This is a genomic window from Microcoleus sp. N9_B4 (genome assembly GCF_036701635.1).
GTDB lineage: Bacteria > Cyanobacteriota > Cyanobacteriia > Cyanobacteriales > Microcoleaceae > Microcoleus.
Window position 1 is genome coordinate 1 of record NZ_JAUBRC010000014.1, and the last position, 16758, is coordinate 16758.

At 45.4% G+C, this 16758-nt stretch carries 14 protein-coding genes; 7 read left to right on the plus strand and 7 right to left on the minus strand.

Annotated features, from left to right (window positions below):
- Positions 1 to 223: 223 nt before the first annotated feature.
- The 4 genes from QUA43_RS11575 to QUA43_RS11590 form a co-directional block, all read right to left on the minus strand.
- Positions 224 to 847: a methyltransferase domain-containing protein gene (locus QUA43_RS11575; RefSeq protein WP_333373970.1), complete on the minus strand. Its 624-nt coding sequence runs from the start codon at positions 845 to 847 to the stop codon at positions 224 to 226.
- Positions 848 to 1090, minus strand: coding sequence for a hypothetical protein (locus QUA43_RS11580; protein ID WP_333373971.1), 243 nt, complete (start codon positions 1088 to 1090; stop codon positions 848 to 850).
- On the minus strand, positions 1056 to 3014 hold the full coding sequence (locus tag QUA43_RS11585; protein WP_333373973.1) for a cation:proton antiporter domain-containing protein: 1959 nt from the start codon (positions 3012 to 3014) through the stop codon (positions 1056 to 1058). Before QUA43_RS11585 ends, QUA43_RS11580 begins: the two co-directional genes overlap by 35 nt.
- A gap of 535 nt (positions 3015 to 3549) precedes the next feature.
- On the minus strand, positions 3550 to 4830 hold the full coding sequence (locus QUA43_RS11590; RefSeq protein WP_333373974.1) for a GH25 family lysozyme: 1281 nt from the start codon (positions 4828 to 4830) through the stop codon (positions 3550 to 3552).
- 113 nt (positions 4831 to 4943) lie between these two features.
- Here QUA43_RS11590 and QUA43_RS11595 point away from each other — a divergent pair, with 113 nt between their 5' ends.
- Both QUA43_RS11595 and QUA43_RS11600 read left to right on the plus strand, forming a co-directional pair.
- A complete protein-coding gene (locus QUA43_RS11595; RefSeq protein WP_333373976.1) occupies positions 4944 to 5438 on the plus strand; it encodes a DUF427 domain-containing protein in 495 nt (164 codons plus the stop codon).
- A 408-nt stretch (positions 5439 to 5846) separates the two neighbouring features.
- Positions 5847 to 6956, plus strand: coding sequence for a diguanylate cyclase domain-containing protein (locus QUA43_RS11600; RefSeq protein WP_333373978.1), 1110 nt, complete (start codon positions 5847 to 5849; stop codon positions 6954 to 6956).
- Positions 6957 to 7015: 59 nt separating this feature from the next.
- On the opposite strand, the gene QUA43_RS11605 is transcribed toward QUA43_RS11600, so the two are convergent.
- Together QUA43_RS11605 and QUA43_RS11610 are read right to left on the minus strand one after the other, a co-directional pair.
- A complete protein-coding gene (locus tag QUA43_RS11605; protein ID WP_333373980.1) occupies positions 7016 to 7255 on the minus strand; it encodes a helix-turn-helix transcriptional regulator in 240 nt (79 codons plus the stop codon).
- Positions 7256 to 7509: 254 nt separating this feature from the next.
- Positions 7510 to 8526 carry a methyltransferase domain-containing protein gene (locus QUA43_RS11610; protein WP_333373982.1) on the minus strand — a complete coding sequence of 339 codons (1017 nt, stop codon included), beginning with the start codon at positions 8524 to 8526 and terminating at the stop codon, positions 7510 to 7512.
- Between the two features lie 583 nt (positions 8527 to 9109).
- Here QUA43_RS11610 and trxB point away from each other — a divergent pair.
- The 5 genes from trxB to rpoD all read left to right on the plus strand — a co-directional run bounded on the left by trxB (position 9110) and on the right by rpoD (position 16357).
- Entirely contained in the window at positions 9110 to 10480 is a 1371-nt protein-coding gene (trxB, locus tag QUA43_RS11615) for a thioredoxin-disulfide reductase (protein WP_333373984.1), read from the plus strand.
- Between the two features lie 177 nt (positions 10481 to 10657).
- A complete protein-coding gene (locus tag QUA43_RS11620) occupies positions 10658 to 11539 on the plus strand; it encodes an ABC transporter permease (RefSeq protein WP_333374124.1) in 882 nt (293 codons plus the stop codon).
- A gap of 150 nt (positions 11540 to 11689) precedes the next feature.
- Positions 11690 to 12889 carry an AAA family ATPase gene (locus QUA43_RS11625; protein ID WP_333373986.1) on the plus strand — a complete coding sequence of 400 codons (1200 nt, stop codon included), beginning with the start codon at positions 11690 to 11692 and terminating at the stop codon, positions 12887 to 12889.
- Between the two features lie 51 nt (positions 12890 to 12940).
- Entirely contained in the window at positions 12941 to 13546 is a 606-nt protein-coding gene (locus QUA43_RS11630; RefSeq protein ID WP_333373988.1) for a DUF4276 family protein, read from the plus strand.
- Between the two features lie 1644 nt (positions 13547 to 15190).
- Positions 15191 to 16357: an RNA polymerase sigma factor RpoD gene (gene rpoD, locus QUA43_RS11635; RefSeq protein ID WP_190660470.1), complete on the plus strand. Its 1167-nt coding sequence runs from the start codon at positions 15191 to 15193 to the stop codon at positions 16355 to 16357.
- 210 nt (positions 16358 to 16567) lie between these two features.
- Here the strand turns inward: rpoD and QUA43_RS11640 are convergent, their stop codons facing one another.
- Positions 16568 to 16720, minus strand: coding sequence for a high light inducible protein (locus QUA43_RS11640; RefSeq protein WP_015179166.1), 153 nt, complete (start codon positions 16718 to 16720; stop codon positions 16568 to 16570).
- Between the last annotated feature and the right edge of the window lie 38 nt (positions 16721 to 16758).

The following is a 16758-nucleotide window of genomic DNA, read 5'->3' on the forward strand; positions in this document are numbered from 1 at the left end:
ATCTACTGAATATGCTTTCATTGGTGTATTTTTTTAATCTATTCTTATTGTACCTCATAACACCCGGAAGTGCTGTAACCTAATGCTGAGGGGAGAATTTATTGGGAAGTTTTTCTGGTTTTACTGTTAGATAAGTTGGCTTTGTGAGCTGGGAATTTAGGGAGAGTGCTAGAGGTTGTGCTGCGACGGGACATCAATATAGTGTGAAATATGTGTCTTAAATTTATTGATTTTTTTCCCCGCAAGCCATCAACCAAAAACTCATCATCGATCGATCGCCCGCAGCGACAAACTCATCCCGCGAAACCAGATAGCTGGCTATTTCCGACTCTGAAATCAGCCCTTGTTTGACCATTTGTAAAATGGGCCCGGAGTCAAGCAAAGGTTGAAACGCCTTAATTCCGATGATATCGCTGTGGCTGACAACGGCTTCTAAATCAACGCTAACAAACCCAGCTTCTTTGAGAATGCGGCACAGATTTCGCCCGACGCATAAATCGCCGCCCCGCGATGCCATTACCTGCTTGAATTTTTCCCGGACAATATCGACTGACAACGGTGGATTTGTCAGCCAAAACAGATCCGCATCGCTATCGATAATCACCAGTTTTCCCCCAGGCTTCAAGATGCGAAATATTTCTCTAGCTGCTGCGACGGGCTCGGGAAGGTGAACGAACAGCAAACGGGCGATCGCAAAATCGAAAGTGTTAGCCGCCAAACCAGTATCCGCAACCGACGCTTGGACGTGATTTACTCGATCGCCCCCTTTGTCCTGTAAATATGCTACTGCTTTTTCGTGCAGTACCGGGTCAATTTCTACCGCTGTTACCGAACTGTTTGGCAGCAATTATAACAGTTTTTCGGTAAAAAATCCCGGCCCGCTACCCGCTTCCAAAACATTCATCCCGTCGGCTAAACCGAACCACTTTAAAGTGCGCGCTTCCTTTTCCCAACTGAGGAGAACTTGAGCTTTTAACCGCTGAATTTCTTCCTCAAATTCCAGATTGTACGTGTTTGCTTGATACGAACCTTCTCCTACCATAAAATCATTCCTCTTACCGCGCAACTGGCGGCGGCAAAACTTCAGCATCCTTGGCTATTTCCGCTGACTCCAAAACCTCCTCTAAAACCGGAGAAGGAATCGGCACTTTCTCAACTACCTGATGCTTTTCCAAAGTCAAGCGAGACTGCGATGCACCCGACAATCTTTTCAACAATTTCGGTGTCGGATCGTACAGCAAATAAATAATTCGATCGCCTGCTTGCCAAATCTGGGTCGCCGACACTACTTGCAAGTACCCCTGCCTTTCCAGCAGCAGCGGCGCTAACTCCCCGGCTTGAACCAAAGCTTGCAAGTGAGCAATCTGAAACTGCAATCCCTCACTTTTTAACTCAGTTTCCCCCAATTTCACTTCGCCGTCGATCAAATATTCGTTCCAATCCTTCAGCGACAAATCGGAGACAAAAGCTTGATTGATTTTAGTCGGATTTGCAGGCGTATTTGCTTGTGGATCTTTGGGGAATATTGCCAAAACTCTCGGCGGTGCAAACTCTTCGGCTGCTCGCTGAGCTAACACTAAGTTTACCTCGCCATTGTTAGTCATTGCCAAAAAAGTTCCCATCGACTCCAGTCCGGCTTCTTCTAACACGCTGTGATCCAGAGCACTGCTCAAAAACACCCGCAAACCTTCTCGTTCTGCTTGTGCACAAGCTTCCGGGTTGGTGTCGATAATTGCCACCGATTCTCCGCGTTCTTGAAACAAGCGAGCAATTAATCTGCTCAAAGGATTTGACCCCACAATTGCTGCACCGGTTGCCGATTTTGAGGTGATGCCCAACAGTTGAGCGATCCGTCCTGCCGTTAGTCCCTGGACGAAAACTGTCATAATAATTGTTAGGAAAACTAAGGCTTTAATCGAGTCGCCGCCGTTGATTCCCCGCTGGGTGAGCAAAATTGCAAATAAAGATGCGATCGACGCTGAGACAATTCCCCTCGGCGCTACCCAACAAACAAATAATTTCTGCCGCCAATTTAGTCCGCTGTTCCAAGTACACAACCAAACATTGATCGGCCGCACTACCCACATTAAAGCTAAAACTGTAAACAAACTTCCCCAACCGAGGGCGACCACACTAGCGAGGGATAAATCGGCCGCCAGCAGCACGAACAGCATGGAAATAGCCAGGACTGTCAGTTGACCTTTAAACCTCCTCAGCAGCCTTTCTTCCGGCACAGCAGCGGCTCTGAGGACGATGCCGGATAGGACTGTTGCCATCAGTCCCGATTCGCTGCGGATTTCTTCTGCTAAGCCGAAGAATCCCCACAAACCGGCTAAAACTACTAAGTTTTTGAGGTCTTCGGAGAGAAATTGCGATCGCTTGAGAATGAATCCCAGCAGCCAACCTCCCGCAACTCCGATGACTGCGCCAACTAATAGTCGCACGATTAAATCTCGGAACAAAACCAGCAAATCAGCATTGCCGTTCAAAATAATATTCAGCACCAATACTGCCAGAATTGCTCCGACAGGATCGATTAAAACGCCTTCTGCTTCTAGCAAGGCGGCAACTTTTTTGTCAACGGATACTTGTTTGAGCAAAGGGCCGATTACTGTCGGGCCGGTGACGACTACTAGAGAAGCATACAAAAATGCGATCGGCCAGGGAAATTCCCCCAACCAGTGTGCGGCCATTCCCCCGCCAATTAGCGTAATTAAAGTGCCTACTGTAACTAAATTGCGGATGCTGCCGGAAAGTTTTCCCAAATCTCGCAATTCCAAATTCAAGCCGCCTTCAAACAGAATTAAAGCTACGCAAAGGGATACCATAACTTCCAAACCGCTGCCCAGCAGATTCGGGTGCAGCACTCCCAAGCAGTCTGGGCCGGCTAAAATGCCAAACAACAGCAAAAAGACGATCGCCGGAACTTTCAGATAAGCGGCGAGAACTTGAGCGCTGATGCCACAGATGACGGTCATGACCATCAACAGGGTGATGTTAAAGGAGATTTCCATAGATATAATTTTTACAGGCTGCCCGCTTAGTTTTAAATGTTCGATCGCGGGTAATTGGAGTGCAGGCGCTATTTTCGGCGCAGCTTACAAACTCGGCACGGCCCTGGATTTTTCCCAATAAGATTAAAAAAACTTGATAGTCGCTATAACTTTATCAGATAATTCTCTTGGCGTCAAAGATGGGAGTAAGCTGTAGCGAAGCGAGAGATTGTCTGTTATGTTAGAGAGTTGGACGGGGATGCGGGCACAGAGGGAGAGGATTTGACGAGTTTTGATGGAGAGTCATTCGATTTTAGATTTTAGATTTTGGATTGACCCCACGGATAAATTCGGAGGCTTGAGGATTTTAGATTTTAGATTTTGGATTGATTCCACGGATAAATCACGTGGCGGGTACCACCTTTGAAATTCGCTTGTCAATCTCAAATCTCAAATCTCAAATAGCAAGAGTTGTCGGCTTTCCAATTACAGAGGGATCAAACCCCCAAATTTATCTGTGGAGTCAATCTCCCATCTAAAATCTCCCATCTAAAATTTATAATCGACTGGCATTCTGCCACCTGCGAAAAAACTCCGATAGAATGGCCGGTGAAACTCGCCCCTCCAGCCAATCTAAAGCCTGGTTTTGCTGGGGTGCGGCCCGATAAAATTTGCACGCATCTATCAGCCGAATCGGAGAATTAGTGACAATAGATTGAGAGCGCCATTTTTGTGCAAACTCGTTAATAATAGCCGGAGAAAGTTGTTTTTGCAGCCAATCTAAAGCTTGGTCTTGTTGTGCTAAACCGCGATAAAATTTGCCCACATCTATCAATCGCAAATTACTGTCTTGAGGTAAGGTAGTTGCCCGCCATTTTTGAGCAAATTCCCCTAAAACAGAGGTAGAAACTTGACTTTGCAGCCAAATTAAGGCTGTATCTTGGCTAGCCTTAGCTTGATAAGACGAGAATACCTGAGTCAGCCGCACGTCTGATATGGGAGTGGGAGTCGGAGAAGGAGTCGGCTGCGGAGTGGGTGTCGGGGCTGGAGGGGGAACAATTACTTTGGGAGATTTTCGCATCAAAGCGGCCCAGGTTTTGAGGCTGGCAATACCGTCTGGATTGAGACCTTGAAATTTCTGAAACGAGATGAGCGCCGCTGTGGTGGTAGCTCCAAATTTGCCGTCCATCGCGCCTTGATAGAAACCTTTAATTCTTAATTCCCTCTGGATGTCTGCAACTTTGTAACTTACGGCGCCTTCTCGGACGCTTTCAAAAATATTGGTGTCTACATTGCCCGATACGCCCGACACGCTGCCACTGTCGCTGTATTGCCAAAAAGTCCAAGTTTTCCAGCCGCCGGGAACCCAAGGTTCTTCAGCAGTGGTATAGTGAGCAATCCACAGTGGGTAATCGGCAAACCGTGTTGTCCCGAGGTTGTCCCAGAAACCGGGGTAAGTGTAGATAATTGGCCGCATCAACGTGGCTTTTTCGACTGCTTCTAACCAAATTGCGGCTCGATCGCAAAATTGATCCACAGTCAAACCGCCTGTAGTTTCCAAATCCAAGACTGGTGGCAAATCCCCCGCTTCGAGTTTTACAGTTTTCAAGAACAAATCTATTTGCCCTTGAATGCTGCTTGCAGGTTGAAAAAAGTGGTAAGCACCGCGTTGAATCCCGGCCGCTTTCATCGCCGCCCAATTGCGAGCGAAAGTTTGGGCAACGAACGTTGCACCCTCGGTCGATTTGACAAAAGCAAAGGCAATACCATCCCGGGCAACTGCTGGCCAATTGACATTGGGCTGGTAGTCGGAAACATCTATACCGCGAATACTCATATTACCAAGAGTTGAGAAAAGCTGGTTTGCTCTGAAGCAGCGACTCGATTAAGGGTACATTAAATTGTAATGCTAAGTCGCTAAGTGTTTTTTTTGCAGTGGAGATTTTGCGAATGAACTTCGATCGAATAGAGCCCGGCCCTGGTCAAGAGTCTGTTTGGGATTACCCACGTCCCCCTCGGCTTGAGGAATCGACCAAACACGTACAGATAATTTTTAATGGAGTGACGATCGCCGACACGCGCCGTCCTCAGCGGGTATTGGAGACCAGTCACCCTCCTGCCTACTATATCTGCCCCGAGGACATCAAAATGGAATATTTGCACAAAACTTCACGAGGTTCTTGGTGCGAGTGGAAGGGACAAGCCGGTTATTACACTGTGACGGTAGAGTCGAAAGAATTAGTAAATGCTGCTTGGTTTTATCCCAATCCTAATCAGGTTTTTGCAGCTATTAAAGATTATGTGGCTTTTTATCCGAGCAAGATGGATGCCTGTTATGTGGACGGGGAATTAGTGCAATCTCAACCAGGGGATTTTTACGGCGGCTGGATTACCAAAGATATTGTCGGCCCGTTTAAGGGAGGGTCAGGAACGTGGGGGTGGTGAGGGAAGGTTGAGTTTTGAGTTTTGAGTTTTGAGTTGAGAACAGCGACAGAAACCACGTTTTTTTATTTAAACATCGTTACAGCTTTGACCCAGGTTTAAATAAAAACCAGGTTTCTTGAGTGTGTGAGCGCCGTGAATGAGTTAAGGAATTGCTCTGAAATCTTTTTCTGACGACGCAAAAAGCCAACAGTAAAAAAATGAATAATAATTCAATAGCTCTCTAATTGAGTGAGGATGAATCCATGTAATGGAATGCAGGCAAAGCCGAAGCTAAGGCAGCAGCTTATCCCTTGAAATAAACAGTGTAGTCAAGAATACAGTGACTGCTCATAAATAAATGTTAGTATAAGTTAATATCTGACACTAGCTTTGTTGCTTCTTTATTATTTATTTATTCGGATCTGCGCTGTGTCTGTTGAATTTATTGAGCCGTCCAACTCGCCAGAAAACTCACTCAAAAATTTATCTTTAGAGTCTACTCTTAAAGATCTGGCTCTCTTCAATTTTCAGGTTGACTCCTCATATCTCGCCAAAGAAGTAGCTCGGTTTTTTCAAGCTCACCCGCTGCTTCCGGGAGTTATCTTAACCGTAAATGGGGAATTTTTAGGGATGATATCGCGTCGGCGATTTATGGAACGCATGAGCCGCCCTTACGGAGTAGATATATTTGCTTGCAGACCGATTATAGCCTTGTATCAAATAGCTCAAACCGATAGTTTGATTTTACCAGGAGTAGCCTTAATTGTCATGGCAGCTCAGCGCTCCGTGCAGCGACCGCCGGAACTGCTTTACGAGCCGATTGTAGTGCAGTTAGAACCTCAAGTTTACCGACTTTTAGACGTGCATCAACTCTGGGTAGCTTTATCCCAAATTCACCAACAAGCTACTTGGTCTATGAGCGAACTTTATTACAATTTATCGCTCACGCAATCCGAGTTAGAAGCAGCTAATTCTCAATTAAAAGCAGCTAATTCCGAATTGTATCGCCTTGCCAACTTAGATGGCTTAACTCAGATTGCCAACCGCCACTGTTTTAACGAATACTTACAGAAACAATGGCAAGAATTGGGAGAAGCTGCCGCAGAAATATCTTTAATATTATGCGATGTTGACTTTTTTAAGAAATACAACGATACTTATGGACATCAGGCGGGAGATGCTTGCTTGCAGCAGGTAGCCAAAACTATTGTTGAGGCTGTACATTACTCAGCAGGCGAAGTTTCAGGGGAGACTCTGGTAGCTCGTTACGGAGGTGAAGAATTTGCGGTAATTTTACCCCGCACTTCACCTGAAATAGCTGTTTGGATTGCAGAGGAAATTCGAGTTTGCGTAAAAGAACTAGAAATCGAACACCTTAATTCAGCGGTGTGTTCTTTCGTGACGCTGAGTTTGGGGGTAGCGAGCACGTTTCCTCAGCCCGAAACTTCCCAGGAAAACCTGCTTGCAGCGGCAGACCGTTCGCTTTATCAAGCTAAAGACCGAGGGCGCGATCGAGTAATTTTAGATTTTAGATTTTAGATTTTAGATTGGAAAAAGTGATCCACGGATTTATCCGTGGGCTTGTTTAATGGTTTCGATCACAGATTGTCGGGCAAATCGCCGATCGACCTGCCGATGCTAGCCAGCAATTTATCCAAAGCTTTCATCTGCTTGACGGTGAACGTCGGCACATTCTTCCCCAACTCCCAACGACTGATTGTTTGCGACGAAACGCCAAGCTCTCGCGCCAAATCTTCCTGGCTCATCTCCAGTTCTTCCCTAAGCTTCTTCAAATGCGACTCTTCATTTTCAGGTCGCGGAACGGGCTTTTTCGGCATAACCTCGATCGCACATTTTTTCTATAAGATGCTTAAACATCTTACTTCCTTCCTCGGAGAAGATTATCTACCTCTGATTCTTCCTGACTCTTCCTTCGCGTTTTTCGCGTCTTCGCGGTTCAATCATACTAATTTTTCCGACCCGAAAACAGTAATTAAACAACAAACAGATGGTGCAACGGTAAGGCGCATAGCTGGAAAGGCGCGATCGCTCCTATTCTCATTTGAAATGTTATTGGGCGATCGTCCCGTGCCTACAAAGACTCGCACCAAGCACGTTCTGCCGTCCAATGTCTGTCTGAAGATTCATAAATCCTCAACCCATCCAACCCGGCATTTTGGATCATCTCCTCAACTTCATCCAGCGTAAATGCTGCTTGCAACGAATCGCTGAATAACTGTTTCTGATGCGCGTTGCAATCTCCCGCATACAGATTGACTAAATTATCCCTGATTTCCGCTTTTTCCGGCCGCAGTAAATCCCGCAAAAAAATTGCTCCCTGCGGCTTCAACACCCGCTTGACTTCCTGCAAAAACGGCAGCGGATCGGGCAAATGGTGGATAATGCTGTTGGAAATCACCATGTCAAAATAATTGTCAGGGTAAGGCATGGCTTTAGCATCGACTAATTCGAGACTAATTTGCGATCGCACGCCCGCCTTTTCCACATTTTGGGCCCCGACTTTCAGCATATTTGCCGACAAATCAATGCAAGTCAATTTCCATGCTGGCCGCATTTGAGAAAGTGCGATCGGAATTCTCGCCGTACCCGTCCCCGCATCCAAAACGTTTCCAAAAACCGGCCCCAAAGTCGCTGCACTCTGAGCAAAAGCAGCATTAACCTCAGTAAAGTCCATCGAATCGTATTCGATCGCCTCTTCCAAGGAATCCATCACTTCCGGTTCCAAAACTCGCTGCATAAAATTTATCTCGTTTTCTGGCATTTCCATATAGGGGTTCAGTTTCGCCTGCAAAAGCTCGACTAACTCCGGTTCCATATATTCGTAATTGTCCGGGATTTGCAGGCAAATAACTTTCTTGCCTTCGAGACTTTCGGGAAATTTGCTGCGAAGTCGATCGCCATGCTTCTTCTCCATCACAAATATCCAATCTGCCCAACCGACAAGACCCTCAGTTACTCTAATTCTTGCACCTTTTTCCGTTCCCGCCGATCGTACACTGTAGCCGCTAACATTCTCGCATATCTTCTCGGCAGTCAAACTTCTCCACTTATTCTGACTGCACACAAACAATATCTTGATTTTATCCATTCAGACACAATTACAAAATTCTATGTTAATCGTGGCACGGGCGTCCCGCCTGTGCTTCGGAAGCGGTTAAAAATTTCCTTCTAATTTCCCCCCGATCGCACCTTACATACCACAAATACTGTATTTCGTCAAACTTGGCAAAATCTCCGTTACAATTCTTAAACCATAAAATGCTGATTTTGCATAAAAAATTGTACTTATTACATTTGCGAATTCGTTAATTTTACGATTTTAAAAGCTTTCAGCGTCAAAAAGTAAAATTAGTCATAATGCCCCTGGATTGTGAAAATCGTACCACAAGCCTCAAAGCAAGTAAATAGGTAAAATAATTGAGAATGAAGTCAATAATTTTGGTCATCTTTAGATTTTCTTAAGATTTCAGCCGTCAAAATAGATCGAACATTTAAAACTAAATCGACTTTTAGATTGTTTTTGCTTATTAAAGTAACTGGAATTGCCCCGAAGACCGATCGACCCTCAACAATAGATACAGATGCTCGATCGCCCAATGGCATCCAACCAAACTCGATCGAACTCTGCTAGAATTAGTAAAACGAAGTCGTTATGAGTTTGACTAAAAGCTATGACCGAACAAACCGTAGAAAACTTAGTGATTATCGGCTCAGGCCCAGCAGGCTACACAGCAGCAATCTACGCAGGTCGGGCAAACCTGAAACCCGTAGTCTTTGAAGGCTATCAAATGGGAGGCATCCCCGGCGGTCAACTGATGACCACTACAGAAGTCGAAAACTTCCCCGGCTTTCCCGAAGGCATCACCGGGCCGGAACTCATGGATCGGATGAAAGCTCAAGCAGTGCGCTGGGGTGCCGAATTATACACAGAAGATGTAATTTCGGTGGATTTGACCCAGCGTCCGTTTACAGTGCGATCGGAAGACCGAGAAATCAAAACCCACACGATAGTAATCGCTACAGGCGCGACGGCTAAAAGGCTGGGGCTGCCTAGCGAACACATATTTTGGAGTCACGGCATTTCGGCCTGTGCGATTTGCGACGGCGCTACCCCACTTTTTAAAGGAGTAGATTTAGCTGTAATCGGCGCGGGCGACACAGCAGCGGAAGAATCTATTTATTTGACCAAATACGGCTCTCACGTACATATGCTGGTGCGGCGCGATCAAATGCGCGCCAGCAAAGCCATGCAAGACCGAGTGCTGAGCAACCCCAAAATTACCGTGCACTGGAACACTGAAGCAGTGGATATTTTGGGCGAACCGGGCGGCAAAATGGACGGGGTGAGAATTAGAAATATCGAGACCGGCGCCGAGAGCGATTTGCTGGTGAAAGGATTGTTTTATGCGATCGGTCACACTCCCAACACTCAACTGTTCCAAGGTCAGCTAGAACTCGACGAAGTAGGCTATATCGCCACCAAACACGGTTCGGTAGAAACCAGCGTCGAGGGAGTTTACGCCGTCGGCGATGTGCAAGACCACGAGTTTCGCCAAGCAATCACTGCGGCCGGTAGCGGTTGTATGGGTGCGATGTTGGCAGAACGTTGGCTGTCAGTCAAGGGTTTAACGCAGGAATTCCATCAAACCGAAGAATCCGAGCAACCCACAGCAGCGCCGGAAGCTCAAAAAGTACGCAAAACCAGCGCGAACTTTGATATCAAAGACACGCGCCACGAAGGAGGTTATGCTTTGCGGAAGTTGTTCCACGATAGCGATCGACTGATTGTGGTCAAATATGCTGCTCCGAGTTGCGGCCCTTGCCACAGCCTCAAGCCGATTTTGAGCAAAGTAGTAGATGAGTTCGAGGGCAAAATCCACTACGTAGAAATTGACATCGAAGAAGATCCAGAAATTGCTGAAAATGCTGGCGTGATTGGTACGCCGACGATTCAGTATTTCAAAGACAAAGATTTGGTCGCTGAGCTCAAAGGAGTTAAGCCGAAAAGCCAGTACCGCGAGTTAATTGCCAGTAATTTGTAGAAATGCAAATTAGCGAAGACTTTTTAACCGCAGATATCAGCGGATGAACACAGATAAACGCAGATAAGATTACATCTGCGTGTATCTGCGTTCATCTGCGGTTAAAAAGTCTTCCTATGGTTTTCGGTAAATATTGATATGCTGATGAAAACAAATCTGACGCACGAATTATCAATTATGGCTCAAAGCCGCCTCCGACTACCGCGATTTCTCAACAGTGCCTCGCCCTCAAGCCTGTCAATGAAAATGATGTGGGCAGGTTTGACAATAACAGCCGTGTTTGTATTGGTAGCCACTTTGTCTCCAGCTATGCAAGCTTGGGGATGGCTGCAAAATCCTACCGAGGCTTTGATTAACCCCATCCACGAACCGCCGTCGGCGAATTATTGGTTTGGTACTAGCCGCAGCGGTTACGATGTGTTTTCCCGCACGCTGTTTGCTTCTCGGGCGGCTTGGCAAGTGGTAATTTTAGCTACTGCTTTGAGTTTGTTTATCGGTGTGCCGCTGGGTTTGGTTAGCGGTTATTTGGGCGGTAAGCTCGATCGAGTGTTGTTATTTTTAATGGATACAATTTATACTTTGCCGGGGCTGCTGCTGTCTTTGACGCTAGCGTTTGTAGTGGGAAAAGGAGTTTTGAATGCTGCGATCGCCCTGAGCATTTCCTACATCCCTCAATACTACCGCGTCGTCAGGAATCACACCGTCAGCGTCAAAACCGAATTGTTTGTCGAAGCCGCGCGAGCAATGGGTGCTGACACTTGGACAGTGCTTTCGCGCTACCTATTTCTGAATGTGATTCAGAGCGTACCTGTGCTGTTTGCGCTCAACGCTGCAGATGCCATTTTAACATTAGGAGGTTTGGGATTTCTCGGATTAGGACTTCCCGAAGCAACTCCCGAATGGGGACACGACTTGCGTTTAGCTTTAGATGCGCTACCTACTGGCATTTGGTGGACAGCTTTGTTTCCCGGTTTGGCGATGACTTTAATGGTGGTGGGACTGTCTTTGGTGGGGGAAGGATTAAACGAGTTTGTTAATCCTCGCCTGCGGAATCAGTAATCATTTTTCTGTAGCACAATCTCAAAAAACCAAACACCCAGATTCCGGACTTCTTTGAGAAGTCGGGAATCTAACGAAAAAGCGTTTTAGGTTTAATGAAAACGACCTAGTTATCCAAGAAATACCCAGTATAGTTAAGGAGGTTAAATTATGAAAAATGTTCCACGTATAGAATATCTCAAAGTTCAAAATTACCGAGCTTTATATAATCTAGAACTTAAAAACATTACCCCTTTAACTGTCCTTTTAGGGCCTAATGGTAGCGGAAAATCAACTATTTTTGATGTTTTCGCTTTCCTGTCCGAATGTTTCACAGAAAGCCTCAGAAAAGCATGGGATAGACGAGGCAGATTTCGAGAATTACGCACCAGAGATAGTACAGACTGTATCATCATTGAATTAAAATATCGAGAGACATCAAAATCACCGTTAATCACCTATCATCTTGCCATAGATGAAGAAAATAATCGTCCTTTTATCGCCGAAGAATGGTTACAGTGGAGACGAGGAGGTCAAGGTAAACCTTTTCGCTTTTTAGATTTCAAAAAAGGCGAAGGACAAGTCATTAGTGGCGCAACTCCTGATGAAGAAGGCGAAAGGATTACCGAACAACTAGCATCATCTGAATTATTAGCAGTAAATACATTAGGACAATTTGCCAAACATCCTCGCGTCAGCGCATTAAGACGCTTTATTACAGGTTGGTATTTATCCTATTTAACCGCAGATAATACCCGCAGCCTTCCCGAAGCAGGTGCACAGGAAAGATTGTCCCCCACTGGTGACAATTTACCTAATGTTATCCAATACCTAAAAGAACAACATCCCCAACGGTTAGAAGAAATACTAAAAACCCTTTCTGCTCGTATTCCACGCCTCGAAAAAGTCGAAGCTCTTGTCATGCAGGATGGCAGACTTTTGTTGGAAATTAAAGATGCTCCTTTTTCTCATCCAATTTTGGCAAAATATGCGTCCGATGGTACGTTAAAACTCTTAGCTTATTTGACAGTTTTATTCGATCCAAATCCCCCACAATTAGTGGGAATAGAAGAACCAGAAAATCATTTGCATCCGCAATTATTACCTCAGCTTGCAGAAGAATGTCGTTCGGCTTCGGCGAATACTCAATTAATGATAACAACCCATTCTCCCTTTTTTGTGGATCGTTTAAGACCCGAGGAATTATGGGTATTATATAGAGATGAAAAAGGTTTTACTCAAGCCAAAAGAACCGCAGATATGCCTGGAATCAAACACTTCATAGAAAACGGTTCGTTACTCGGATCGCTGTGGATGGAAGATTTCTTTGATGTGGGAAATCCCCTCAAAAATGCGGGTGCACCGCAATGATTTTAAACTTAAAATTAAGAGGAGGTGAGCATTTTGCATCTTGAGTTTTTAGTGGAAGAAGCATCACTAGAATCAGCTTTAACCCAGCTTTTGCCCAAAATTTTGCCATCGACTGTTACCTATAAAATTCATGCTTTTCGAGGGAAAACAGATTTACTGGCTAAATTGCCTAACCGTTTGAAAGGTTATCAAGCATGGCTTCCGCCTGATTGGAAAATTGTTATTTTAATAGATGAAGATCGAGAAGATTGTCTCAAATTAAAACAACAACTAGAAATAATGGCAATATCATCGGGATTAATCACTAAATCTTCCTGTCAAAAAGATAAATCATTCCAAGTCTTAAATCGAATTGTAGTTGAAGAATTAGAAGCGTGGTTTTTCGGCGATGTTGAAGCAATTTGCCAAGCTTACCCTAAAGTCTCTCCCAATTTAGCTACTCAAAAAAAATATCGAGAGCCTGATGCTATCAAAGGAGGTACCTGGGAGGCTTTAGAAAGAGTATTACGGAACGCTGGATACCATCAGGGAGGACTAGAAAAATATAAAGCCTCTAGCGAAATTTCTAAATATATGAATCCTGAATCAAATCGCTCTAAAAGCTTTAAAGTTTTTTATGAAAGTTTATTAGAAATCATCAATAGTAAGCAGGTATAATCAACTTTATAGACAATTTTCGCTCTCGTCATTGCTGAGCTAGGAGCGATGAATGATTTAGAGATCAAACCTAGATCCGCGCTTTCGGAGGACACGCTGTAAATAAATGTAACAAAACTTTTAACGATCGCACCAGCGTCCTACTCTTCCCTTGTTTAAGCCTCCTGCAGTTTATGCCCTCTCTAACCATAGCAAGCACATCGCTAACTGGATACATTTTTCTTCCCTGGCGGAGTTATCATCTGGTTGCATCCACGTCGGCTGTGGATGTTGTTCCGTCTGCTTGAAATTATCCAGACAATTTGGGAATGCTACCTAAAATTGATGGAAGGGCTTTATCGAATATTTACACTGTCACGATATATTTAAAGGAATTGTGAAGTTATACTTCCGGGGGATGGCGAATTGTGTTGTTTGTGAGAGAGTACGATCGCGCAAGTGCGAACCGAAAGCCAAAAATTTTAGAGAAGTCCGCAGCCGAGAGTTGCGCGGCGGGTTAACTCTCAGTAGAATTTATCCTGGTGGTTTTTGCCACTGACGCGACAAACTCATGTCGAACTGCTTAAATAAGAATGTGACGTTAAGAACTTAATGTGATTTAACGTCAAAATTAAACCCAATTTCTGAGATTTGAGCTAACTTAACAATGAAAGCCCCTGTTGCACTACTCAACCCGCAACGCTTCATTTGGGGTCAGAGTCGGTCTCTAATCCAGAGTGACCGGCTTAAAACTAAAGCTACGAGCTTTATTCAATCGCAGATTGCGTATGATTCAATTCAGGGAAACAGGGTAATGATGGGTGTATCTACACGGATTGTATTGGTTCCAATTTGGGCAACTCAAAAATTGTCTGCTAACTGTCTGGCCAACTACGCCGCAGCCGTTCACCCAGATATACGCAGAAAACAGGGCCGTTTGATCGTGCCAAAGTTTTTGCGGGTCGTTCTCAGGATTTAGCAGAGCCGGACATGAGTTAGTATTGTCAAGCTAAGCTGACAGAGTTTTCCTAGTTCTTGACCAACAATGGAAAACAACTTCCATTTTTTGTGAGAAAGGCTACAATCGGGAAGGTCTTTGCAAGATCCGATTCTCCCCTTTTGGTGCTTCAACCCTCTGCTGTTGCATTTGAGCCAGCAGACCGGCATCCAATGTGGCGAAAATTTGCCGTGCAACTGTCATGTCTGACAACCAGAGTGAAAGCAAGGCGAATCAAAAGTTCGACACCTCGAATACAAAAGTTAGAGGGCTCCGTGCGGGAAAACTTGTACGGCTAAAAGCTCGAAGTACCGAGTAAAAAAGCCAGTATTTTTGGAAGTGCGATTTACCGCACTTCATGGTTTGCTTCTCTGGGCAAGGTATTGCAGATGATGTGGTAACTCGCTCCGAAAGAAAAAGCCGCTAGCTCAATTTAAGGTCGCGATGTTAAAATCTGCGATCAATTGAATGCGCTGACTGCTTCAAACCAGAACTCGAACCGTGACTCATAAAACAGGTGCAGTTTCGGTAACAAATTCAGCTAGCAGACCAAAAATCCCACTATTTCTTCCTGCGGGAATGTCAATCCTGGCTAACTTGTCTAAACTACAAACAGACACTATTCCACTGTTATTTATTCTTTAATTCAGGAGCATGAGGAAGACGGCATGATCCCAGCTAACACCGTACTCGAAACCACAATTACACCGGAAATGGAAACAATCGAGTTGCTTCGCAGCGCCGAAAGCGTTCTACCTGAGAGCGAGTTAGAACTCTTTATCGACGAAGAAGATGATCGAGAAGAATTCTTAGACTCTCAATCTGAGGAAGACCCTAAATCTGGCAAAGGCGCCAAAGCCCGCCGTCGGGCACAGGCAAAGAAAAAGCATTATACTGAAGACTCTATTCGTCTTTACCTGCAAGAAATCGGTCGGATTCGACTGCTGCGAGCTGACGAAGAGATTGAACTAGCCCGCAAGATAGCAGATTTGCTGGAATTAGAGCGAGTTCGAGAACAACTTCTCGAAGAGTATAACCGCGAACCCAAGGACAGCGAATGGGCTAATGCTGTAGATATGGCACTTCCTGCATTCCGTCACCGACTCCACGTCGGCCGTCGGGCCAAGGAAAAAATGGTGCAATCAAACCTGCGTTTGGTGGTGTCGATCGCCAAAAAATACATGAATCGCGGTTTGTCTTTCCAAGATTTGATTCAGGAAGGCTCTTTGGGTCTGATCCGGGCTGCTGAAAAATTCGATCACGAAAAAGGTTACAAGTTTTCTACCTACGCAACTTGGTGGATACGTCAAGCCATCACCCGGGCAATCGCCGACCAATCGCGCACTATCCGCCTGCCGGTTCACCTTTACGAAACCATTTCGCGGATCAAGAAAACTACCAAACTCCTGTCTCAGGAAATGGGTCGCAAGCCTACGGAAGAAGAAATTGCTACCCGCATGGAGATGACGATCGAGAAGTTGCGGTTCATTGCTAAGTCCGCACAGTTGCCCATCTCTTTAGAAACTCCGATCGGCAAAGAGGAAGACTCACGTCTGGGAGATTTTATTGAATCAGACGGGGAAACACCAGAAGATCAAGTCTCGAAAAACTTGCTCAGGGAAGACTTGGAAAGCGTTTTGGATACTCTCAGCCCCCGCGAACGGGATGTACTGCGACTGCGTTACGGCTTAGATGACGGACGGATGAAGACCTTGGAGGAAATTGGTCAAATCTTTAACGTCACCCGCGAGCGGATTCGCCAAATCGAGGCTAAAGCCCTGCGGAAGTTGCGCCATCCCAACCGGAACAGCATCTTAAAAGAATATATCCGCTAGAGTAATTTGCTAGCATCACCCAAAAGAGTGATTCGCAGTCTTTTGGGTGGGCGACCCCCCGCCCCCGTTTGAGCTATAGCTGTTAAATTTTGTGTGGCTAACTGCCCGGAGCAAGTGGCTATTTGCCACCAAAATCCCGCTGCCAAAATTTAGGGAGTCCGTTACGGAACTCCCAAGCTTTGCAGTGTCACAAAAGTCTTAACTAGAAAATTACATCACGCCCCAAAAGTGAAGGAGGCCTTGACCGGAAACCAATTCGATGATGACAGCGGCAGAGAAGCCAATCATCGCCAAACGACCGTTCCAATTTTCGGCTCCTTCGCTGAAGCCCCAGTTCCAAGCGTTGCGTTTTTGTTCTTGCATAGTGCGAACTCCTTTCGTTAACTTGTGTAAGGCTTATG

Bases quoted from the DNA above. Each gene is read 5' to 3' on its own strand.
- QUA43_RS11580 (WP_333373971.1), bottom strand. From the start codon at position 1,090: ATGCTGAAGTTTTGCCGCCGCCAGTTGCGCGGTAAGAGGAATGATTTT.
- QUA43_RS11585 (WP_333373973.1), bottom strand. From the start codon at position 3,014: ATGGAAATCTCCTTTAACATCACCCTGTTGATGGTCATGACCGTCATC.
- QUA43_RS11590 (WP_333373974.1), bottom strand. From the start codon at position 4,830: ATGAGTATTCGCGGTATAGATGTTTCCGACTACCAGCCCAATGTCAAT.
- QUA43_RS11595 (WP_333373976.1), top strand. From the start codon at position 4,944: ATGAACTTCGATCGAATAGAGCCCGGCCCTGGTCAAGAGTCTGTTTGG.
- QUA43_RS11605 (WP_333373980.1), bottom strand. From the start codon at position 7,255: ATGCCGAAAAAGCCCGTTCCGCGACCTGAAAATGAAGAGTCGCATTTG.
- QUA43_RS11610 (WP_333373982.1), bottom strand. From the start codon at position 8,526: ATGGATAAAATCAAGATATTGTTTGTGTGCAGTCAGAATAAGTGGAGA.
- trxB (WP_333373984.1), top strand. From the start codon at position 9,110: ATGACCGAACAAACCGTAGAAAACTTAGTGATTATCGGCTCAGGCCCA.
- QUA43_RS11620 (WP_333374124.1), top strand. From the start codon at position 10,658: ATGGCTCAAAGCCGCCTCCGACTACCGCGATTTCTCAACAGTGCCTCG.
- QUA43_RS11625 (WP_333373986.1), top strand. From the start codon at position 11,690: ATGAAAAATGTTCCACGTATAGAATATCTCAAAGTTCAAAATTACCGA.
- rpoD (WP_190660470.1), top strand. From the start codon at position 15,191: ATGATCCCAGCTAACACCGTACTCGAAACCACAATTACACCGGAAATG.
- QUA43_RS11640 (WP_015179166.1), bottom strand. From the start codon at position 16,720: ATGCAAGAACAAAAACGCAACGCTTGGAACTGGGGCTTCAGCGAAGGA.